Annotated in this window: 17 protein-coding genes; 12 read left to right on the top strand and 5 right to left on the bottom strand. The window is 63.8% G+C overall.

Features of this window, described 5'->3' with window-relative positions:
• Window positions 1–143 precede the first annotated feature (143 nt).
• The 11 genes from AC3WLM_RS02430 to AC3WLM_RS02380 all read left to right on the top strand — a co-directional run bounded on the left by AC3WLM_RS02430 (window position 144) and on the right by AC3WLM_RS02380 (window position 15,287).
• Window positions 144–791, top strand: coding sequence for an XrtA/PEP-CTERM system exopolysaccharide export protein (locus tag AC3WLM_RS02430; protein ID WP_062346206.1), 648 nt, complete (start codon window positions 144–146; stop codon window positions 789–791).
• A 10-nt stretch (window positions 792–801) separates the two neighbouring features.
• Window positions 802–2,319 carry an XrtA system polysaccharide chain length determinant gene (locus AC3WLM_RS02425; protein WP_492476493.1) on the top strand — a complete coding sequence of 506 codons (1,518 nt, stop codon included), beginning with the start codon at window positions 802–804 and terminating at the stop codon, window positions 2,317–2,319.
• Between the two features lie 11 nt (window positions 2,320–2,330).
• The gene (locus tag AC3WLM_RS02420) at window positions 2,331–3,275 is read left to right on the top strand and encodes an AAA family ATPase (protein WP_492476492.1); all 945 of its coding nucleotides are present in this window, start codon (window positions 2,331–2,333) and stop codon (window positions 3,273–3,275) included.
• Between the two features lie 5 nt (window positions 3,276–3,280).
• Complete coding sequence (locus tag AC3WLM_RS02415; protein ID WP_492476491.1) at window positions 3,281–4,993, top strand: preprotein translocase subunit YajC; 1,713 nt, start codon at window positions 3,281–3,283, stop codon at window positions 4,991–4,993.
• A gap of 18 nt (window positions 4,994–5,011) precedes the next feature.
• Entirely contained in the window at window positions 5,012–6,262 is a 1,251-nt protein-coding gene (locus AC3WLM_RS02410; RefSeq protein ID WP_492476490.1) for an XrtA/PEP-CTERM system-associated ATPase, read from the top strand.
• A gap of 65 nt (window positions 6,263–6,327) precedes the next feature.
• Window positions 6,328–7,188 carry an XrtA system polysaccharide deacetylase gene (locus AC3WLM_RS02405; protein ID WP_492478080.1) on the top strand — a complete coding sequence of 287 codons (861 nt, stop codon included), beginning with the start codon at window positions 6,328–6,330 and terminating at the stop codon, window positions 7,186–7,188.
• Window positions 7,185–8,240: a FemAB family XrtA/PEP-CTERM system-associated protein gene (locus AC3WLM_RS02400; RefSeq protein WP_492476489.1), complete on the top strand. Its 1,056-nt coding sequence runs from the start codon at window positions 7,185–7,187 to the stop codon at window positions 8,238–8,240. Before AC3WLM_RS02405 ends, AC3WLM_RS02400 begins: the two co-directional genes overlap by 4 nt.
• Window positions 8,237–9,466, top strand: a complete 1,230-nt coding sequence (locus tag AC3WLM_RS02395) for a TIGR03087 family PEP-CTERM/XrtA system glycosyltransferase (protein ID WP_492476488.1) — start codon at window positions 8,237–8,239, stop codon at window positions 9,464–9,466. Before AC3WLM_RS02400 ends, AC3WLM_RS02395 begins: the two co-directional genes overlap by 4 nt.
• Window positions 9,453–11,021 (top strand): exosortase A, encoded by a 1,569-nt coding sequence (xrtA, locus tag AC3WLM_RS02390; RefSeq protein ID WP_492476487.1) that lies wholly within the window; start codon window positions 9,453–9,455, stop codon window positions 11,019–11,021. Before AC3WLM_RS02395 ends, xrtA begins: the two co-directional genes overlap by 14 nt.
• Window positions 11,022–11,032: 11 nt before the next feature.
• Window positions 11,033–12,922: an XrtA/PEP-CTERM system amidotransferase gene (locus AC3WLM_RS02385; RefSeq protein WP_492476486.1), complete on the top strand. Its 1,890-nt coding sequence runs from the start codon at window positions 11,033–11,035 to the stop codon at window positions 12,920–12,922.
• A gap of 82 nt (window positions 12,923–13,004) precedes the next feature.
• Complete coding sequence (locus AC3WLM_RS02380) at window positions 13,005–15,287, top strand: EAL domain-containing protein (protein ID WP_492476485.1); 2,283 nt, start codon at window positions 13,005–13,007, stop codon at window positions 15,285–15,287.
• Window positions 15,288–15,559: 272 nt separating this feature from the next.
• On the opposite strand, the gene zapE is transcribed toward AC3WLM_RS02380, so the two are convergent.
• Genes zapE through AC3WLM_RS02365 form a run of 3 tightly spaced genes read right to left on the bottom strand, consistent with a single transcriptional unit; the run spans window position 15,560 to window position 17,956 of the window.
• Entirely contained in the window at window positions 15,560–16,693 is a 1,134-nt protein-coding gene (gene zapE, locus AC3WLM_RS02375) for a cell division protein ZapE (RefSeq protein ID WP_492476484.1), read from the bottom strand.
• Window positions 16,690–17,169: a PaaI family thioesterase gene (locus AC3WLM_RS02370; protein WP_492476483.1), complete on the bottom strand. Its 480-nt coding sequence runs from the start codon at window positions 17,167–17,169 to the stop codon at window positions 16,690–16,692. The genes zapE and AC3WLM_RS02370 overlap by 4 nt, the downstream gene beginning before the upstream one ends.
• A gap of 4 nt (window positions 17,170–17,173) precedes the next feature.
• The gene (locus AC3WLM_RS02365) at window positions 17,174–17,956 is read right to left on the bottom strand and encodes a succinate dehydrogenase iron-sulfur subunit (RefSeq protein ID WP_492476482.1); all 783 of its coding nucleotides are present in this window, start codon (window positions 17,954–17,956) and stop codon (window positions 17,174–17,176) included.
• A gap of 569 nt (window positions 17,957–18,525) precedes the next feature.
• Here AC3WLM_RS02365 and AC3WLM_RS02360 point away from each other — a divergent pair.
• Complete coding sequence (locus AC3WLM_RS02360) at window positions 18,526–20,127, top strand: family 43 glycosylhydrolase (protein WP_231735655.1); 1,602 nt, start codon at window positions 18,526–18,528, stop codon at window positions 20,125–20,127.
• A 214-nt stretch (window positions 20,128–20,341) separates the two neighbouring features.
• Here AC3WLM_RS02360 and AC3WLM_RS02355 read toward each other — a convergent pair whose 3' ends face one another.
• Both AC3WLM_RS02355 and AC3WLM_RS02350 read right to left on the bottom strand, forming a co-directional pair.
• Window positions 20,342–20,974 carry a class I SAM-dependent methyltransferase gene (locus AC3WLM_RS02355; RefSeq protein WP_492476481.1) on the bottom strand — a complete coding sequence of 211 codons (633 nt, stop codon included), beginning with the start codon at window positions 20,972–20,974 and terminating at the stop codon, window positions 20,342–20,344.
• 74 nt (window positions 20,975–21,048) lie between these two features.
• Window positions 21,049–22,200, bottom strand: a complete 1,152-nt coding sequence (locus tag AC3WLM_RS02350) for a ThuA domain-containing protein (RefSeq protein ID WP_492476480.1) — start codon at window positions 22,198–22,200, stop codon at window positions 21,049–21,051.
• Between the last annotated feature and the right edge of the window lie 103 nt (window positions 22,201–22,303).

Raw genomic sequence — 22,303 nt, 5'->3', positions numbered from 1 at the left:
ATGGGCGCTTGGCGTCACGCCTTCAAGCAATCAAGGCTAACGCAATCTTCACCCTTTTTGGCGATAGCCAGCGGTGATTTGCGGACCTGCGCATGCGGTTGACGAGGCTTGCGCAGGAGCCACCGCAGCAAGAAGGACAGTTCATGCCGTTCAATTCCCGCCTGACCCGTATGCTTGCCGGCACGGCCATGCTGAGCCTTGCCCTGTCTGGCTGTGGCGGAGTTGGAGCAGGTCCGCAGTTGCCACCTGCCTCGTTCGTGGCGCTGCAGGAGGGGCCCGGCGAGGAGTACGTGATCGGCCCGCTCGATGAACTGACCATCTTCGTCTGGCGCAATCCTGAACTCGGCGCGAGCGTGCAGGTCCGGCCGGACGGGCGCATCACCACGCCGTTGATCACCGATATGCCTGCGGTCGGAAAGACGCCCTCCATGCTGGCCGAGGACATCAAGCTTCAGCTCTCGCAGTACATCCAGGAGCCCATCGTCTCGGTCATCGTAAACAAGTTTGCCGGGACCTTCAGTCAGCAGGTGCGCATTGTCGGCGCCACCGAAAAGCCGGCCTCGATCCCGTTCCGCGCCAACATGACGCTGCTGGACGCGATGATCGCGGTTGGCGGGCTTTCGGAATATGCCGCGGGCAACAAGGCGCGGCTGGTGCGGTTCGACAAGCAGTCGGGCGCGCAGAAGGAATACGCGGTGCGCATCGGCGATCTGCTGCGCAAGGGCGATACCAAGGCCAACGTGCTGCTGATGCCCGGCGACGTGATCATCATCCCCGAGAGCACGTTCTGAGCGCGCGCCGATGACCAGCATTTACGAGGAAGTGCGCATTGCGCTCCATGGCATCTGGCACCGGCGCTGGATTGCGCTGGGCATCACATGGGCCGTCTGCCTGCTCGGTTGGCTGGTGGTGGCGATGGTGCCCAACAGCTATGAATCCAAGGCGCGCATCTTCGTCCAGATCGATGACGTCCTGGCCGACCAGATCGGCATTGGTGGCGACCGAAAGCGCGATATCGAGCGTGTCCGCCAGACCCTGACGAGCGCGGTGAACCTTGAAAAGGTCGTCCGCGCAACCCGGCTGGGCGACAAGGTTACGACCGACAAGCAGATGCAGGCCGCGGTCGAGAGCCTCGGCAAGCAGGTGACGGTGGTCAGCCAGCAGGACAACCTGTTCGAGATTACCGGCACGGCTGGAGGCGGTGGCCGCAACGATGGCGAGAACGCCAAGCTTGCGCAGGACGTGGTCCAGAAGATGATCGACATCTTCCGCGAGGAGAACCTTGCAGGCGGCCGAGGCGAGATGACCGACACGCTGGCCTTCATGGACCAGCAGCTGGCCGACCGGAAGAAGGCCCTCGAAGAAGCAGAACTGAAGCGCACCGAGTTCGAATCGAAGAATGCTGGCTTCATCCCCGGCGCAGGTTCGTTGACCACCCGGCTCGAGGCCGCGCGCAACCAGATGCGCGATGTCGAATCCAACCTGCTCGCGGCACAGAGCGCGCTGGCCTCGATCAACGGCCAGCTTTCGGGCACCCCGCAGACCATTGCCATTCCCGGCGTTTCGGGCGGGGCCAAGGGCGCTCTGGCCCAGGCCATGTCGGATCTGGGATCGATGCGCGCGCGGGGGCTGACCGACAGCCATCCCGACGTGATCTCGGCCAAGGCGCAAATTGCCAACCTGCAGAAGGCTGCGGCAGGCGAGGGCGGTGGCGGCGGTGCGCCCAACCCTGCCTATAGCTCGCTCGTGTCGATCAAGGCCGACCGCGAGGCCAGCCTCGTTTCCTTGCAGTCGCGCCGCGCGTCGCTTCAGGCAGAAATTTCGCAACTGACCGCGCAGCAGTACAGCGAGCCGACCGTGGCAGCCGAGGCTGCGCGCATCAATCGCGATTACGACGTGCTCAAGGAGCAATACGACAAGCTCCTGCGCGACCGTGAGCAGCTGCGCCTGCGCGGCCAGGTCGAGACCGAGCGCGATGCGGTGAAGTTCGAGGTGATCGATCCGCCGACGATGCCACGCGGCCCTGCTGCGCCAGACCGGCCGCTGTTGTTGTTCCTTGTGCTGATTGTCGGCGTTGGCGCGGGCTGTGGCGGCGCCTTCGCGCTGGGCCAGCTCAAGTCCGCCTATTCGACCACCGGCCAGCTGGAGCGCGCCACCGGCCTGCCCGTGCTCGGCGCGATTTCCGAAGCGATCACGCGCGAAACCCGTGCCCAGCGCGCCAAGCGCCTGAAATATTGGGCTGGCGGCGTGGCGGGCCTCTTCGTCGTCCTCTTCGTCCTGCTCGGCGTCGAGATGCTCAAGCGCGGCATGGTGGCCTGAGGAGACATGCGATGACCGATCAGAGCAAGATTCCTCTCCCGGCAAGCGGCCCCTCGCTGATCGAGCGCGCTTCGGGCACCTTCGATTTCCGCACGTTGACGCGCCCGGTTGTGCCCGACCTTCGGCCCGCGCCGGTGCCGAAGGTCGCGCCAGTGCCAGCGCCCAGGTCTGTGGCCGAGCCCGTCACGCCTGAACCGATCGTCCGGTCCGAGCCGCCGGTGCGTCCGTTCACTGGCGAGCGCCACGCGATCGACCGCGCGCATTTGCGCGAACAGTGCCTGATCGAGCCCGAGGGCGGGGTGACCGGCCTGCTCGAGGAATTCCGCATCGTGAAGCGCCAGTTGCTGCGCACGGCGGCAGACGAGCGGGTCGAGCATGGCGAGCGCATTCTTGTCGCTTCGGCCCACCCGGGTGAGGGCAAGACCTTCTGTGCGGTCAACCTCGCGCTGTCGATGGCGGCGGAGAAGGACACTGAAGTCCTGCTGGTCGATGCCGATTTCGCCAAGCCTTCGGTTCTCTCCACGCTCGGCCTGCCGGGCGGGAAGGGTTTGATGGACGCGCTGGCCGATCCGGACATTGCCGTGGAAGACTGCGTGATCGGCACCGACATCGCCGGGCTCTACGTCCTGCCAGCCGGCAATGCGACGGGGTCCGACACCGAATACCTCGCCTCCGCCCGTACCGAGGATGTGCTGGCCCGGCTGACGGCCCATGCCCCGAACCGCGTGGTCATATTCGATTCGCCGCCGGTGCTGGCAGCGTCACCCGCCAGCGTCCTGGCAAATCACGTCGGACAGACCGTGATGGTGGTGCGCGCCGATATCACCGGCGAAGCCGCGCTGCGCGATGCCGTGAGCCTGCTCTCGGCCTGCGAGGACATCAAGCTCCTGCTCAACGGCACGCGGTTCTCGACCACCGGTCGCCGCTTCGGCACTTACTATGGATACAAGGAATGACCCGGATGCGGCTTCCTTCGCGCCTTTCAGTGCGCCTGCTCGCGCTTGCCGGGGCAATGCTCGTGGCAGGTCCGCTTCACGCGCAATCGCTCGATTACGAGAGCGTCGATGGTGATGCGCCCTCGGGCAAGGCCGATGCTCCGCGCAAGGGCGGGGGCCTGACCTCGCGCGGTGCCAGTGGCGGCCCTCGCGCCACGATCACGCCCTACATCGAAGCAACGCAGAACGTGCTGTGGGAGCTTTCGCCCGGCGACGAAGTGCTGACCTACAGCACGATCGCGGCCGGTGTCGACATGACGCTCAACGGTCGCCGCACGCAAGGCGCAGTCTCGGTCCGCTATGAGCGGCGGATATCGCAGACGGATCGCGTGCGTGACGGGGATACGCTTTCGGGCCTCGCGCGCGTCAAGCATGACCTGATCCCGCGCACTCTCTCGGTCGAAGCTGGTGCGCTTGCGGCCCGCACACGCGTCGAGGGCAGTGGTGCGTCAACGCTCAATCCGCTCGCCGCCGACGACGCGGTAAGCCAGGTCTATTCGCTCTACGCCGGACCTGCCGTTTCCACCCACGTGGGCGACGTTGCGCTGTCTGGCTCCTACATCCTCGGTTACACCAAGGTGCAGCAGAAGGATGCCCTTCAGCTTTCCCCGGGGCAGGCACTGACCGACATCTTCGACGATTCCGTATCGCAGTCGGCGCAAGTCTCTGCAGGCATTGCGCCTGATACGGTCCTTCCGGTGGGCATCACGGCCAGCGGATCGTACTATCAGGAAGACGTGAGCAACCTCGATCAGCGCGTGCGTGACATGCGCGCAGGCGTGCAGGTCACCTATCCCGTCACGATGGAACTCGCCCTCGTTGGCGCGGTCGGATACGAGGATGTGGAGGTCTCTGCCCGTGATGCCGTGCGCGATGCCGCTGGCGTGCCGGTAATCGGAAGCAATGGCCGCTACGTCACCGACAAGTCGCAGGCCCGCAAGCTGGCTTACGATACCGAAGGCTTTACCTGGGACGCAGGCGTGATGTGGCGGCCGAGCCGCCGCACTGCGCTTTCTGCCTTTGTCGGCCGCCGCTATGACAGCACGACCTACTATGGCAGCTTCTCCTACAACCCGAACGTGCGCAGCTCCCTGACAGTCGCCGTCTACGACAACATGTCGGGCTTTGGCGGGCAGGTGAACCGCGCGCTGCGCGATCTGCCGACCGATTTCCAGGTCAACCGCGATCCGTTCAACGGCCAGATCAGCGGTTGCGCCATCGGCTCGGAATCCGGCGGCTGCGTCAACAACGCGCTGTCCTCGGTCGCGAGTTCGGTGTTCCGTGCCCGCGGCATCAACGCCACTTATGCCCACCGCATCGGCCGCCTGCAGGCCGGGATTGGCGCAGGCTACATCCGCCGCAAGTACATCGCTCGGGAGGACTCGGTTCTTGGCGCTGCGAATGGCGTGGTGGACGAAAGCTTCTATGTCGACGCCGGGCTCAACGGCCCGATCGACCGGCGGTCGAGCTTCGCCGTTTCGGCTTATGCCGCGTGGTTCGAGTCAGGCGCTTCCAGCCTTGGCGACGTGACCACGGTGGGCGTCAACGCCGCCTACTTCCGCAACCTGACGGACCGCCTCGTGGCGACCGCAGCGGTCGGTTTGGATAGTGTTAACCGTAAAGTGATTGAAGACGAAGTAATCGCATCGGGCCTTGTTGGCCTGCGCTATTCCTTCTGATGCCCGGAGACGGCTTCGATGTACGATGAATTTTATGGACTTGCCGGCCGTCCGTTCCAGCTGACGCCCGATCCGCGCTTCTATTTCGAAAGCGGAACGCACCGTAAGGCCTTGTCTTACCTCGGTTATGGCCTTGCTCAGGGTGAGGGCTTCATCGTCATCACCGGCGAAGTCGGCGCGGGCAAGTCGACGCTCGCAGCGCACCTCATGGCGACGGTCGATCGCCAGCGACTCACCGCTGCCCAGATCGTCACCTCGGCGCTCGATGGCGAGGAACTGATTCACGTCGCCGCTCGCGCCTTCGGACTGGAAGTGGCGGGCCACGACAAGGCCACCGCACTCGCCCAGATCGAGGCGTTCCTGCATCATGAAGCGCGCGAAGGCCGCCGCTGCCTGCTGGTGGTTGATGAATCGCAGAACCTTTCGGTCGAAGCGCTCGAAGAGCTGCGCATGCTTTCCAACTTCCAGTTGGGCGCGCACCCGCTGCTGCAGATCCTGTTGCTCGGCCAGCCTGAGTTCCGCACGCTGATCCAGACGTCGCCCGAGCTCGAGCAATTGCGCCAGCGCGTCATCGCATCGCATCACCTCGATGCGATGGAGCCGGCTGAAGTCGGCAGCTATGTCGAGCATCGCCTTGCGCTGGTCGGCTGGCAAGGGCGTCCGCAGTTCGATGCGCGCGTCTATGCCGATCTCGCCAAGGCCAGCGGCGGCGTGCCCCGCCGGATCAACCAGATCGTCAACCGTCTGATGCTGATGGGCGCGGTGGAGCAGCGCGATCATATCGATGCAGCAATGCTGCAGGCCGTGCTGGCGGACCTTGCGGGCGATGGCGCTTTCGGCAAGCCGCAGGTCTCGGTCGCCCCCGCTCCCTTGGCCGATGTGCCCCAGGTTGACCTCCCGGCCGCTCAGGCGCCTGCTGCCGCGCCGGCCCTGGACGAGAGCGCATGGCGTGCCGCTCTGGCTGAACGCGACGAGCAGATTGCCGAACTCCAGCAGGCCATCATCGAACTGGCCGACATGCGCGCTGCGCCGGTCGCGCCGCTGCCGGACTTCGATCTTGCCGCGCAGCTTGAAGAAGCCAATCGCCGCATCGCCGCTCTCGAAGCACGTCCCGGCGATGACGGTGTGCTGGCTGCACTGGCGGAGGCGCAGCGCACGATTGCTGCGCTGGAATCACGGACCAGCGAGCAGGAACAGGCCATTCGCCACACCCTGACCATGCTGATCGAGTGGATCGAGGCCGAAGACTTCCATCGCGCCGCTGCGTGAGCGGCGTCAAAAGGGGTGAACAGATGTCGTCCGGGGTGCTGAACGGCCAAGTGCTGAATGGCCAGATGCTGAACGGACTCTCGGTCGACGTCGAGGACTGGTTCCAGGTCGGCGCGTTCGAAACCGTGATTGACCGCAAGGACTGGGACGGGCTCGATTGCCGGGTCGAGCGCAATTGCGAGCAGATCCTTTCTCTGTTCGAGGAAGCGGGCGTGAAGGGAACGTTCTTCACGCTTGGCTGGATTGCCGAGCGCTACCCGGCGATGATGCGCCGGATCGCTGGCGCAGGGCACGAGATCGCCAGCCATGGCTGGGATCACGCCCGCGTATTCACGCTGGGCCGCGAAGCCTTTGCTGCCGACATCGCGCGCGCACGAAAGGTGCTGGAAGACGTGACCGGGCAGCGCGTCACCGGTTATCGCGCGCCAAGCTTTTCCATCGATGCCCGCACTCCCTGGGCGCATGAAGTGCTGGCAGAGCAGGGCTACGTCTATTCCTCCTCGGTCGCGCCTGTCGTGCATGACCACTATGGCTGGCGCGAGGCACCGCGGTTTGCGTTCCGCCCCATCGAGGGCGCGGACCTGATCGAGATACCGGTCACGACGGCAGAGGTCGCAGGACGACGCATGGCGGCAGGCGGTGGCGGCTTCTTCCGGCTGCTGCCCTATGCCGTATCCCGCTGGGCGATCCGTCAGGTCAACGAACGCGACGGCCGGCCGGCGGTGTTCTATTTCCACCCTTGGGAAATCGACCCCGACCAGCCGCGCCCCGCCGCCGCCCCGCTCAAGTCGCGCTTGCGGCACTACACCAATCTCGATGTCATGGCGGCAAAGCTGTCGCGTCTGGTGCGTGAGTTCCGCTGGGGCCGGATGGACGAGGTTGCCGCCACGGAATCTGCGCGAACGCCGTTGAGCCGCGCAGCATGAACGCGCCATTCTTTCTCGCCAGTTCCGTTGCACGCCTCGGCGGTCCCGATGACCGGGGGGCTGTGGCGCGCTTTTTGGCCGATCATCCCAATGCCACTGCCTTTCACCGGCCAGAATGGCTTGACGCGGTAGAACGCTCGACTGGCCACCGCACGCACATCCTGATTTCGGAGCAGGACGGTGTGATCCGCGCCGTGCTGCCCTTGCACGAAGTCCATTCACCGCTGTTCGGCCGCGCGCTGGTCTCCACCGGCTTTGGCGTGGGCGGCGGCGTTGTTGGCGAGGGCAGTCCGGCGCTATTCATTGCCGCGCAGGAACTGGCCGTGCGCCTGAACTGTCCGACCATCGAGCTTCGCGGCGGTCCTTTGCCGGAAGGCGAGGGCTGGCACGTTAAGACAGACAGCCACGCAGGCTTCGTCACGGCGCTTGCCGCAGATGATGAAGCGCAACTACTGGCCATCCCGCGCAAGCAGCGCGCCGAGGTGCGGCGTGGCCTGGGTTATGGTATGGAAGTGCGGACCGGCAGCAGCGCCGAGGATCGCGCGATGCACTATGCGGTCTATGCCGAATCCGTCCGCAATCTCGGTACGCCGGTGTTCCCGAAACGCCTGTTCGATGCAGTGCTGGACGGCTTCGGCGATGACGCTGACATCCTGACCGTGGTCAGTGACGGGCAGCCGCTCGCCTCGGTACTGAGCCTCTATCACCGCGGCGCAGTCATGCCCTACTGGGGCGGCGGCACCTTCGCTGCGCGGACGATGCGTGCCAACGATGTGATGTACTATGCGCTGATGAACCATGCGCGCGTGCGGGGCTGCGATCGGTTCGATTTTGGCAGGTCCAAGGTTGATACCGGCGCCTACCACTTCAAGCGCAACTGGGGCTTCACGCCAGAGCCACTGGCTTATCAGACGTGGACCGCCGATGGGCACGCTCCGCGCGACGTCAATCCGCTCAGCCCGCGTTACAAGGCCAAGATCGCGTTGTGGCAGAAGCTGCCGCTTGGCCTCGCCAACCGTGTCGGCCCGCTGATCGCGCAAGGCCTGGCATGAGCGAGGTCCTGTTCCTTGCCCATCGCATCCCGTTTCCGCCCGATCGCGGCGACAAGATCCGGTCGTGCCACGTCCTCCGGCACATTGCAGGCCTTGCACCGGTGCACGTGGCGTGCTTCGCCGACGACGAGGGCGATATGGCGCACGAGCCCGACCTTGCCGCCGTCGCCGCTTGCCATTGCCTTGTCCGGCGGTCGCGCTCGCTCAAGATCGCCGCGATTGAGGCGCTGGCGTCGGGCAAGCCCGTGAGCCTGACGGCTTTCGCGGACAAGCGCATCTCGGCTTACGTGGCCAAGGTTCTCGCCACCCGTCCGATCTCGGCCATCTACGTTTTCTCCGGCCAGATGGCCCAATACGTGCCGACGGACTTCGCAGGTCGTGTCGTGATGGACTTTGTCGACGTCGATTCGGCAAAGTTCGAATCCTACGCAGGGCAGGCCCGCTTTCCTTTGGCTCATCTCTACGCGCGTGAAGCTCGGCTGCTGTCGCGTTTCGAAAGCGATGTTGCTCGCCGTGTCAATGCAAGCCTGCTGGTGACGCCGGAAGAAGCCGCCCTGTTTCGCCAGCGCCTTCTGCCGGGCGCTGACCCCGCCGTTCTGGCGCTGGGCAATGGCATCGACGCCGACTTCTTTGACCCTGAAGGAATGCCGCTTGCTCCCGAGCTTGAGGGGCAGGGGCCGCACATCACCTTCACGGGCCAGATGGACTACCCCCCGAACATCGCGGCCGTGGAGATGTTTGCGCGGGCGGTCATGCCGCAGATCCGCGCGGTATTTCCGCAAGCCCGCTTCAACGTCGTGGGCCGCGCGCCGACGCTCGCCGTTCGCGCGCTCGAAGGCGTCCACGGCACTCGCGTGACCGGCGCGGTGATCGATGTCCGACCGTGGCTGGCTGGCGCGGATATGGTGGTTGCTCCGCTGACCATCGCGCGCGGCGTGCAGAACAAGGTGCTCGAAGCCATGGCGATGGCACGCCCGGTGCTGGCCACGCCCGAAGCCGCCACCGGTATCCCCGCGCGCGACGGGCAGGAACTCGTAGTCGCAAACGGCGCCGAAGCCTTGGCGAAAGCCGCGCTGAGCTTGCTTCACGACAAGGTCCGGGCGGGCACGATCGGTCAGTCTGCCCGCTCCTTCGTCGTAGAGAAGTGCGGCTGGGCAGGCGTACTTGCCCCGCTGGCCGGCTTGCTCGGCCTTGCAGGGCCCGAGGGTTCACGTGCCGCAGCCTGATCTGACCCTGAAAGCGCCGCTCCAGCAGCGCTGGGCCAATCTGCCCGCAGCGTGGCGGCGCGCGCTCGCTTGTCTTGCCATCGCCTGGGCCTGCAACGTCGCGCTTTTCGCTACCGACTGGCGCGAGATGTTCCTGCAATGGTGGGACAGCTCGACTTACAATCACGTCCTTCTGATTCCCTTCATCCTCGTATGGCTGATCTCGCTACGCTGGCGCGAGGTGGTGAAACTCGAGCCGCAGGGCTGGTGGCCCGGCCTGGTGTTCTTTGGCGGGGCGGCGTTCCTTTGGCTTCTCGGAACATTTGCGGGTCTGTCGCTGGCCACGCAGCTTGGCGTCGTCCTGATGGCGCAGGCAAGTGCAGTGGTCCTCCTCGGCCCCAGGGTCTGCGCCGGTCTGCTCTTTCCGATTGCCTACATGCTGTTTCTGGTGCCGGCCGGAGACGAACTGATCCCGTTCCTGCAGACGATCACCGCACACATGACGATGGCGCTGCTCGATGCGAGCCAGGTACCGGCGCATATCGAAGGTGTCTTCATCACCACGCCGGGCGGCTATTTCGAAGTGGCCGAGGCCTGTTCTGGCGTCAAGTTCCTCATCGCGATGATCGCGTACGGCGCGTTGGTCGCCAACGTCTGCTTCGCCTCGTGGAGCCGTCGCATCGCGTTCATGGGCTTGAGCATCGCCATGCCGATCCTGGCGAATGGCGTGCGGGCCTGGGGCACCATCTTCATCGCCGAACACCGCGGCATCGAATTCGCCGCCGGGTTCGATCATATCTTCTACGGCTGGATCTTCTTCGCGCTGGTGATGGCGCTGGTCATGGTCATGGCCTGGCGCTTTTTCGACCGCGCGATCGATGATCGGATGATCGATGCCGAAGCCATTCAGGCCAACCGTCTGCTGAGCGCACTTTCGCAATATCGGATCGGACCGCCGAGGGCGTCTGCGGCGCTCGCTGCTCTGGCGCTGATCTTCAGCGGGTGGAGCGCCTGGGCCGGTCGCCTCGAGGCACCGATGCCGGCACGGATAGACTTTGCCCCGATCTCTGGCTGGCAGCAGATCGACTTCACGCCTCAGGTGCCATGGAAGCCGCTGCATACCGGCGCCTCGCACGTTCTCCTCGGTCGCTTCCGCGATAGTTCCGGCCATGTCGTCGACATTTCGTTCGCGCTCTACGCGGCGCAGGCCGATGGCCGCGAGGCCGGCGGCTTCGGACAGGGCGCGATCCCGCTCGACAGCGGGTGGGCGTGGGAAAGGTCCGCTGCTCCGCTCGCCGGGGGCCATGCCGAGCGCATCCAGGCAGCAGGTCCGGTCCATCGTCTTGCCGAGAGCTACTATCGCTCCGGCCCGCTCATCACCGGTAGCAACACGCGCCTGAAGCTTGCCAACATCGTTGACCGTCTGCTGCTGCGGACCCGCAGCACGGCCGCGCTGATCCTGTCTGCGGAAGACGGGGTTCCCGGCCAGCCTCCCGCCGAAGCCTCCCTTCGTGCCGCCATTGCCGCGATCGGGCCGGTCGAAGCGTGGATGGACCGCACGGCTGCAGGGCGCTAGGTCCCGTTCGCATGTGCGGAATTGCCGGAATCATCCATACCGAAGGTCTCAAGCCTGTCGATCCGGAACGGGTCCGGCGGATGTGCGATGTCATCGCCCATCGCGGGCCTGATGGCGAAGGCGTCTGGACGGCGCCGGGCGTCGGCCTCGGCCATCGCCGCCTGTCCATCATCGACCTCGCCGGATCGCCACAGCCGATGCTCGCGGCTGAAGGCGATGCGGCCATCGTCTTCAACGGCGAGATCTACAACTACAGGGAACTTCGCAGTGACCTGATTGCGCTCGGCGCAACCTTCCGCACCGATGGCGACACCGAGGTCATTCTCCAGGCCTGGCGGCATTGGGGCGTTGACTGCCTGCCGCGCCTTCACGGCATGTTCGCTTTCGCGCTGCACGATCTGCGCCAGCGCACCACCTTGCTGGCGCGAGATCGCTTTGGCGTAAAGCCGCTGTTCACCGCGCGCCTTGCCGACGGCGCCGTCATCTTTGGTTCGGAACTGAAGGCGCTGCTCGCGCACCCGTCGCTGCGGCGTGAAATCGATCCGCTGGCTGTCGAAGATTACCTTGCCTGGGGCTATGTCCCGGATCACCGCTCGATCCTCAAGGGCGTGCAGAAGCTTGCTGCCGGGCACTACCAGTTGCTTCGAGCCGATGCACCGCCATCGCCGCCGGTGCAGTGGTGGGACGTGTCCTTCGCCGATCGTGCCACCGGCAGTCGGCAGGATCTTGAGGCCCATCTGCTCCACCATATGCGCGAGGCCGTCACTTCGCGCATGCTCGCCGACGTGCCCTTGGGGGCGTTCCTTTCGGGCGGGGTTGATAGTTCAAGTGTCGTCGCGCTCATGGCCGAGGCAAGTACGGCACCGGTAAAGACCTGTTCGATCGGTTTCGATGTCGCTGCGCTCGACGAGACCGCTTATGCGGATCGGATCGCCGCGCAATATGGCACCCAGCACTGGAAGCGCACGGTTTCGCCGGAAGACTTCTCGCTGGTTGATCGACTTGCTGCCATGTTCGACGAGCCTTTCGCCGATGCGTCGGCGCTCCCGACATTCCGGGTCTGCGAGCTGGCGCGCGAGCATGTCACGGTGGCCCTTTCCGGCGACGGGGCGGACGAGGCTTTTGCCGGTTACCGCAGGCAGACATTCCAGCACCGCGAGGAACAGGCGAGGGGCCTGTTGCCTTCCGCGCTGCGAAAGCCGGTGTTCGGGACCATGGGCCGTCTGTGGCCAAAGGCGGACTGGGCACCTCGTCCGCTTCGCGCAAGGACGACGCTGCTCAGCCTCGCCGGCAGCGGTGAGGAAGGATACGCGCGCGCCCTAGCCGTGACGTCGGCGGACTTGCGAGACACGCTCTATACGCCTGATTTCATGTCGCTGCGCGGTGAATACCGGGCCGAACAGCCGTTGATGGAGTTGATGCGCAAGGCTCCCGCCCGCTCTGGCCTGGACCGTGCCCAGTATGCGGACCTCAAGTTCTACATGCCCGGCGATATCCTGACCAAGGTCGACCGGACGAGCATGGCGGTCAGTCTGGAAGCGCGCGAACCGCTGCTTGATCATCGGCTTGTCGAATTCGGCGCGCGACTGCCCGAACGAATGCGTGTGCGAGGCAGTACGGGCAAGTGGCTCATGAAGCAGACAATGCGCCGTTATCTGCCGCAGGACGTGCTGTTTCGCCCGAAGATGGGATTCGTCACGCCGATTGCGCAGTGGCTGCGCGGTCCCTTGGCAGCGGAAGCGCGCGGTCTTGCTGCCAGCGGATCTCTAGCTGCCACCGGCTGGTTCAACAGCACACGCATCGACGCGCTTGCCGAGGCCCACATGACGGGCCGTGCCGACCACAGCCGATTGATCTGGCAGCTTCTCATGCTGCGGAAATCATTGGATCGCCTTGGTTGATTGCCTGTTAAGCGTCCCAAGCCGGTAAGGTGATCTTCACCATTGCGGACTAATCGGGTTCGGAAACAACGCCCGTGGGTCCATGCTGAAGAAACTGCGCACCCCCCTGTTCCTTGCGCTGCTGATCCCGGCGTTGCTGGCGCTTACCGATTTTCTGACACCGATTGATCACGTTTTTTGGAATGTTCGGCACAAGCTGAACCAACACCAAGCCAACGGCTCCACGGTCATCGTCGAACTTGAGAGTGACAGTGACCACCCCGATTCTGACACGGTTGCTGCACCCAGGCTTGCGCGGGTGCTGGAGCAACTGCGTCCCCAGATGCCCTATCGGGTCTATGTAGATGCGCCAGTGAAGTACGGCACAGATGCTGCGGGCGATCGATTGCTGGCTGAAACAATCAGATCCTTTGGATCAGGGGTTTCTCTCGTGGTGCGTGGCCAGACGGTGGGAAGTCTCGGCCATACGTTCACGCTGCGAGATTTCCGAATGCCGCCAAAGGCGCTGTCGGACGTGGCGCCCATTGTTGTCTCTGTGTGGAACGGCAACTTTATCGATTATGCCGTCTCGTCTCCTTATTCAGTGAACATCGCCGGACGCGATTACCCCACGTTTGCTGCGTCCCTTGCAGGGAAGTATTCCGGGCTTCAGGACACCTTTGAACCGGATTTTCTGGTCGAACCTGACACGATCCCCAAGGTCGGCGAGAGGATGCTGCTTAGCGGATCCTATACGCCGGGGTTGCTCACCGGTCGTACGATCGTGGTCACGCAATCCCAGAATGTCCCCACGATCGGATATTATGGCAAGGGACGCATACACCCTCTGGCCGTCGATATCGCGGGGGCATCTGGCCTGGCCAAGCCGATCTCGCTCTCTCTCGGGCAACTGCCGCTGCTGATCATATCGTGGTTGCTGATTCGAGCGGGATCGCGTGCAGACTCTCGAAAGTCGAAGTTCACACTGCACGCCCTTGCAGTGTTCGCTCCCTTCGTCTTTGCTCCAGCTCTTCAGCTTATTGGCGTCACCGTTGATACCGGTGCAGCGTTCCTGTCGCTTATGATCTACGGCGTTGCTCGCGCCTGGCAATTGCGGGTCAGGCGAGTCCAGCATACCAGCACGTCCGGTCTGCCCAACCTTCTGGCTCTCAGTGCGCAGCCTCTTGAAGTTGGTCGTGACGTCATCGTCGCGGTGATCGGTCGCTACGAGGAGATTCTGGCAACCTTGCCGCGCGATCTTCATGGAGAATGCGCTCGCCAGATTGCGAGGAGATTATCCGTCGGCTCGGGTATCGAGACAATCTTCAACGGTGAAGGTGGTCATTTTGCGTGGACCGAAGAAGCACGTCCGCTCGAAATGCAACTCAATCACCTTGAAGGTCTGCGTGCACTGTTTTCTGCGCCTTTGCAGATTGGCACCTATACTTTTGACACCAACATTCATTTCGGACTCGATCGAAATGAAGGGCTGGATGCCCAGACTCGCGTCAATTCGGCGCTCGCGAGTGCGAACGATGCGCTCAGTTCTGGCCGCTCTGTGGAACTGTTCGAAGCGGAGCGGCTTGCCGAAGCGAGTTGGGAGCTATCGCTTCATGCTCGCATAGATGAAGGATTGCGAAACGGCGAAATCTGGCTTGCGTACCAAAGCCAGTGGGACATGCGATTGGGTCACGCTTGCGGTGCTGAAGCTCTCATCAGATGGAATCACCCGACCCGGGGGCCAATCGCACCCGATGCGTTCATACTGCAAGCGGAGCGCGCTGGCCGAATTGATGCACTGACCTACTGGGTGGTAGATGAGGCGATCACCGCTGCCCTCGCTCTGAATGCGGCGGGTCAACGTTTTCAAATGAGCATCAATCTGTCAGCACAGATGGTGGACAAGCCATCTCTCGTCTCCAACTTTGCCGAGATTGTCCGTCGTCGAAACATCGATGCCAGGCTGTTGACGATTGAAATAACAGAAACGTCGAGCGTGCGAAATCGTCCGGCCGCAGTTCAGAATCTCTCCCAACTCCGGGCCATGGGATTCCGCCTTTCCATCGATGATTTCGGTACTGGTGAGGCGAGTCTGGCATACCTTGCTGACCTGCCTAGCGACGAACTCAAACTCGACCGGCGCTTTGTTTCACGCCTGTTAACGCACGATCGCGAGCGCAGCATCATAAGCGCAACCATTGGTCTCGCGCATGCTCTTGGCCAGACTGTCGTCGCGGAGGGAATCGAGGATGACGCGACCTATCGCGCTCTCGTCGAATTGGGCTGTGACGTCGGGCAGGGCTACTACCTCGGCCGGCCGCAAGCTTTTCCAGAGTTCTGTCAGGGGCTTCTCAAAATGGGACAGCGCCGATTTGGTTTCGTTTAGAAGTTGTTAACCATACAGGTCGGTGTTAACCATGTGTCTCCAATCGTGGATGGAGGCACGAATGTCCGCAGTAAACGCCGTTATCGAAATCCTGCGCTGGCTGTTCCAGTAAGGCTATTTCGGCCCTAGTTTTTCATTGAAAAACAGGGGTTTAAACGAAAAGGCGCTGCCCGCTCCATGAGCGGCAGCGCCTGTTTCATTGGATCACCGTGAGGTTTGACGCGATTCGTGGTTAGCCGCGTTGACGGAGTTGGTTAACGCTTCAGAATCTGTCAGTCTTCGCCGTGGCCTAGCGCCAAATAGTCCTGGCTCTGCATTTCGATCAGGCGGCTGACCGTGCGATCGAACATGAAGCGACCTTCGTCGTCGCCTTTTCCGCCCCAGTCGTAAAGGTCTGCCGGTTCGGCGTCAGCGGTGGCGATCAGCTTTACCTTGTGCTCGTAAAGCGCGTCGATGAACGTGATGAAGCGTGCTGTCTCGTTGCGCAATTCCGGGCCAAGACGCGGTATCGCGACGACGATCACGGTGTGGAAATTGCGGGCAATCGCCAGATAGTCCGCCGCTCCGCGAGCTTCGCTGCACAATTTCTTGAAACTGAACACGCCGACGCCCTTCAGGCTCTTCGGGACGTGCAGCTTGCGACCGCCGCCGACGTCAAGATCGCAAGAAGGGACGTGTTCGCTGTCTTCTGGCGGATAGTCCGTCAGCCGGAAGAAGGCATCGCGCACCTTGGCGGTCGATTCTGGTCCAACCGGCACGTGCCAGGTGCCCACGCCCCGCATGCGTTCCAGCCGGTAGTCGGTGGGCCCATTGAGGGTGAGGACGTCGAGCTTGCTTCTGATCAGTTCGATGAAGGGGAGGAAGTGTTCGCGGTTTAGACCGTTCTTGTAGAGATCCTGTGGCGCACGGTTGGAGGTGGTGACGACCGTTACGCCGCCCTCGACCATCAGCGCGGTAAACAGGCGGCTCATGATCATCGCGTCGGCGCTGTTGTTGACCACCATTTCGTCGAAGCAGAGCACGCGCGTCTCCGCCGCGATGGCCGCCGCGACGGGGATGATCGGGTCGCCGCTTTCCTTCTTGCGCTCCTCGCGCAGGCGGGCGTGGACATCGAGCATGAACTCGTGGAAGTGCGCGCGGCGCTTGGCGGGTAGAGCGAGGTTGTCGTGGAACAAGTCCATCAGCATGGACTTGCCGCGCCCAACTCCTCCCCACATGTAGACCCCACGCGGCGGCGGCGCTGGCTTCGCGCCGAAGAGCTTGCCGAACAGGCCAGGTGAGGGCGGAGGCGTTTCAAGTTCCTGCTGCAGCGCGTCAAGCCGAGCAGCGGCGGCGGCCTGCTCAGGGTCGGGCCGCAGTTCACCCGCAGCAACCAGCTCGCGATAGCGGGAGAGGACAGATGTCATCGCCTGATCGGCTTTTTCGGACTCGGCTTGCGGATCGTGCCGTTGAATGCGGCGATCGTGTCATCGCCCTGAACGACGAGACCGCGGAGGAACACCAGGCGGCCGGTTTCGCGCAGCACCTCCGTTACCGCGTCGAGTGGCTCTCCGATGCGGCCTGCACCGATGAACTGGCTGGACAAGTCGAGGGTGACCGAGCCTGCAGCGTCGCCCGCAAGGAGAGTGCGCATCGCCGCGAAGAGCGCGATGTCGATGAGGGCGAGGGTGACGCCGCCGTGGACCGCATCGAGCAGGTTGGAGTGCCGACGCTCCGGGAACATGCGCAGGCGGGCGCGGCGGATGCCATCGGCGCCTTCCTCGATCCGCGTCAGCATCCGGCCCATGGTCTGGGCGTTGAAGCGGGTCTCGTCGGTCAGGTTCCAGGTGAACCAGCCGGGGTGGTCCTCGGCCGGCTCGTAACGGAAGGCTTGCTCGCTCACCGGATCAGACGAGACGCTCTGCCTGCATCTTCTTGATTTCGGCGATGGCGCGGGCGGGCGAGAGGCCCTTCGGGCAGACGTTCGCGCAGTTCATGATGGTGTGGCAGCGATAGAGGCGGAAGGGATCTTCCAGCTCGTCCAGACGCTCACCGGTCATCTCGTCGCGGCTGTCGGCCAGCCAGCGATAGGCCTGGAGCAGGATGGCGGGACCGAGGAACTTGTCGGAGTTCCACCAGTAGCTCGGGCACGAGGTGCTGCAGCAGGCGCACAGGATGCACTCGTAAAGACCGTCGAGCTTTTCACGCTGTTCGGGCGACTGCAGACGCTCCTTGCCCGAAGGCGTGGGGCTGACGGTTTGCAGCCAGGGGCGGATCGAGGCGTACTGCGCGTAGAAGTGGGTGAAATCGGGGACGAGGTCCTTGATCACCTCCATGTGCGGCAGCGGGGTGATGCGGATTTCGCCGGACAGGTCCTCGATCGCGGTGGTGCAGGCGAGGCCGTTGCGACCGTTCATGTTCATCGCGCACGAACCGCAGATGCCTTCGCGGCAGGAGCGGCGGAAGGTGAGGGTGGGGTCCTGTTCACCCTTCATCTTGATCAGCGCATCGAGCACCATCGGGCCGCACTGGTCGAGATCGATCTCGAACGTGTCATAACGCGGGTTCTCGCCCCTGTCGGGATCGTAACGATAGACCTTGAACTTGCGGATCTTGCCGTTGGTGGCCGACGCATGGTGGCGGGCCTTGCCGGTGATCGTGGAGTTCTTCGGGAGCGAGAAGGTCGCCATCGTTCTGTCCTGTGTTGCGTGCTTTGCGGCTTGCTGAGTCGTCCTTAGCGATTGCAGCGCGGGGGGCAAGAGGCTCTGAACTGCCCGTTAGTAGAGGTGCGGTTCTTCATGGATGTGAAGAAGGGTTTACAGGGTTTACACTGTTCAGGGAAATTCGGGGTCGGTCAGTTCCGGGCGCTTTCGGGGATTCCTGACGCGATGTTCAGATTTTGTTCGCATATGTGAAGTGGAGCGCAGTGCCCCCCGTCAGTCGCTGTGGCGGCAGCCACCCCTCCCATTTGTCCTTCGGAAAAATTGGGGGAGTCCTTGTGAGAGGTTTCGGGCCGGAAGGCAGGCGGAGAGGGTTGAGCGCTCATTTCGCCACCATGCCATTTCGCCGCCGTGTAGGACAGCAAAGAGGGTCGGCTGTCTCCACTTGCAAAAACGCCGACCTGTTGTTCGAGGAATGTCCTTGTCGGATTGCACGGCTCTCCACTATGAAATAGAATGTGCATCCTAATTTCTGGGAGTGGGTTGTGGAATCGCGCAGAACGTTGATAAAGCTTGCCGCAGCAGGTGTCTTGGGATCAATTGCAGGCTTGCCCGGGTCTCGCGCCAGCGCTTCCGCCAAGTCCGCGGGGGCATGTTCCGTTGGCAAATCCAAGCCTGCAGCCACACCCGTATGGCGAACTGGTATCGAAGGCCAGCGCATCGCGGACCTTGGTGACGGGCGCTATCTGAACCCGATCCTTTCAGGTGACTATGCCGATCCGTCCGTGCTCAAGGACGGCGACGACTATTACATGACGCACTCCTCGTTCGATTCTGCGCCCGGGCTGCTGATCTGGCATTCGCGCGATCTGGTGAACTGGCGTCCGGTCGGCCCGGCTCTGGCCAAGCCACTGGGGACGGTGTTCGCGGTCGACATCGCGAAGCATGACGGGCGCTATTTCATCTACATCCCTTTCATGAAAGCGCCATGGTCGCCCGATCTCCCAAGTTTCGCAAACACTTACGTGATTCATGCGCCTTCGATGGCCGGCCCTTGGAGCGATCCGATCGACCTCAAGGTTGGCGGACTGATCGACCCGGGCCACGTCGTCGGCGAGGACGGCCACCGCTATCTATTCTTCAACGATGGCAAGCGCGTTCGCCTCACCGCCGATGGCCTTGCCACGGCCGGCCCGATCGAGACCGTCTACGAGGCCTGGCGATATCCCGATGACTGGATCACCGAGGCGTGGTCTCCTGAAGGCCCGAAGCTGTTCCGCAAGGGCGGCTATTTCTATCTGGTCAATGCGGTCGGCGGCACCAGCGGCCCGGCCACCGGTCACATGATCGTCGCGGCGCGGTCGCGTTCGATCAACGGACCGTGGGAGCATTGCCCGCACAATCCGATCCAGCGCACGCTTTCGAAGGATGAAATGTGGTGGTCACGCGGGCACGCCACGTGCGTCGAAGGGCCGGGCGGCAAGTGGTACATGATCTACCACGGCTATGAGAACGGCTATCACACGCTCGGCCGCCAGACCCTGCTCGAACCGATCGAATGGACTGCCGACGGATGGTTCCGCGCGACGGGCGGGGACCTTTCGAAGCCGCTGCCCAAGCCTGCGGCTGCGGCAGAAGTGCATGGGATGCCGCATTCCGACGCCTTCGAGAGCGACCGTTTCGGCACACTGTGGAGCCTTTACGGTAGCACGCCTGCCGAGAAAGCCCGCATCGCCGTTGCCGATCGCACACTTTCGCTGAAGGCCAAGGGCACCGGTCCGTCGAACGGCGTGGTCGTCACCCAGCAGGTCGGTGACCGCGCCTACGAGGTGACCGTGGATGTCGAACTTCAAGGCCAGGTCACCGGCGGCCTTCTGCTGTTCTTTGACGACCGGCTTTACCTCGGCATGGGCATCGATGGCACGCGGATGACCAGCTATCGCGGTGGCAAGGCGTCCTATTGGCCGGAGCCTGCACCACCGGCCCGCCGCATGTTCATGCGCATCACCAACCGCGATCAGGTGGTGACTTTCTACTATAGCCTCGATGGCAAGAACTGGACCCGCCACGGGGTACGCTCGGAAGTGACCGGTTATAACGCCAACACTGTCGACAACCTGCTGAGCCTGCGGCCTGCGCTTTTCGCTTCGGGCGATGGCCGAGTCCTGTTCCGCAATTTCCAATACCGCGCGTTGGAGTGACGGACGTGCCATCCTGTTGCGAGTTACGGGCTGGCGCGCCCTAGCTGTGCAGGAAATCTTCCGTCTAACAGACGTCGCATGATCCTGCGATAGGCGCAGGATTAGCGGGACGCGACGTGCGGGTGTGTGGTCTTGCGGGTGCCCCTCCACCACCTGCGGGGTCTCCCTCCCTCCCGGCCTCCGCAGGGACAGGCGCACCGGGGGGGGGATGGGGTCAGCGCAGTTTGGTGGCCGCGCCCCATTCCATCCACGCGGCCCATCTGGGCATGCCGGGCATGTACTGGTGGCCGGGGTGTTCGAGCTGGAAGCCGGCACCGAGGACCGGGGCGGTGACGGCGCGGGAGAGGTGGCAGCCGCCCATCAGGGGTTTCCAGACAGGCTCGATCCGGCGCTGCCATTTCGCCACGTCGGCATCGGGGCTGAGGCCATGTTCGAGGAACAGCAGGGTGCCGCCGGGTTTCAGGATGCGGCGCAGTTCGGACAGGACCTGCTCCGGATCATCGACCGAACAGAGCGTGTAGGTGCAGACGGCGGTGTCGAAGGTCTCGTCACCGAAAGGAATGTCCTCGCCCACGCCTTCGCGGATGTCGGCCTGCCAGCCCTTGCGGGCGGCGGCCTCGCGCGCATAGTCGAGCAGCTTGCCCGACGGGTCGATCCCGGCAAATCCGGTGACGCGGGCAGGATCGTAGAACTGCTGGTTGAGGCCGCCGCCGCAGCCGATCTCGAACACGCGGCCCTGCGCGCGGGGCACGACGCCTGCGCGAAGCTCCATGATGGCCGGCGAAGCGCAGGCGCACTTGATCATGCGCGGAACGACATGCGCGTCCCAAACGGCTTTCAGTCCCATCCCGTTTCCCCGTCTGTTATCCGGGCAGACTGGCAAAGAGCGCGGCGCGGCGCAATCGGCCGCTGCGGGGGATTTCACTTTGCGGCGCAGCCTTCGGGGCTGAGGCCCATGGCCCACAGGATGCCCTGATCGAGCAGTTGCAGGCTTTCGGGCTGGCTGTAGTTCTCGGGCCGGTGGCCGATGGCGGTGTAGAAGCTGCGGCCTTTGCCGAGGCAGCGGGTCCACGCGATCGGGTGATCGCCCATCGCCATCTTGCGACCGAAGCCTTCGCCGGGCTTGTAGGTGGTTTCATCGAGCGAAGCGAGGACGCGGGTGCGGGGCAGCGGGCGGACGCTGCGATCGAAGGAGTACCATTCTTCGGTCATGCGCCATTCGCCGGGCAGGCCATGGGTTGCCGGGTGGGCGCGGTCTTCCACTACGACGCGGGCTTCCTGGAACTGCGGGGCCATCGGGTGGCCGATGAAGCGCGCACCGATCAGGGTATCGGCGTACCAGTTCCAGAAGAACTGCGGATCGCCGCCCGAGCCATGGATACCGGCATAGCCGCCGCCGCTTTCGACATATTTACGGAACGCGGCGCGCTGGGGGATGGTCAGGGCATCGCCGCTGACATTGTTCCACACCACAGCGTCGAACCGGGAAAGGTCCGCTGCGTTGAAGACGCCGCCCCTGTCAGTGAAGACGATGCCCCAGCCATGACGGGCCGCGATGCCCTTGAGCGCGGTTTCGGCGGCGTTGACCGAGGGGCTGTCGCGAAAGCCGGTGATCTTGCCGAAGACAAGGATGGCCGGGCGCGGAAGATCGGCGGGGATCGCGGGGCGGTCATTGTCGTAGGTGCGGCAGCGGATGGCGACGTCGGCATTGGTGAGGCGCACCTTGGCCAGGTCCTTGTCGAGCCGGGCGCTGAGGGCCGGGTCGGTCTTGCCGAGCATGGCGAGGACCGAGCGCGGGGTGACGATGCGATCGAAGCCGGGGGGCAGGGCGCCGCCGCCGAAGGGGTGCATCATGGCATCGGCAAGGCCGGGCGAGGCGGCTTCGACCACCGCCTTGCCGGCGGGGACAGAGAGCACGTCGGCCAGGGGGGATTGGGTGGAGAGCGGCTGGCGGCCGAGGGGGCAATCAAGCACCGGCGCGGCAGGGGCCGTCGCAGCATGGGCCGTCGCGCCCAAGCCAAGTCCGAGGGCCAGTCCGAGGGCTGCCGCCGTGGTCAGGTATCCTTTGCGCATGTCCATCTCCCAGATGCTGTTTGCGTTACCATGGCGGGGCCGACAGCGCCGGTCAACCGGAGCAGCATGGGTGCTGAGCCGATAGCAAAAGGCCCCGCCATTG

This window comes from Novosphingobium sp. FW305-C-30-35 (assembly GCF_058783135.1).
This window is presented reverse-complemented; position numbering and strand designations above follow the sequence as displayed.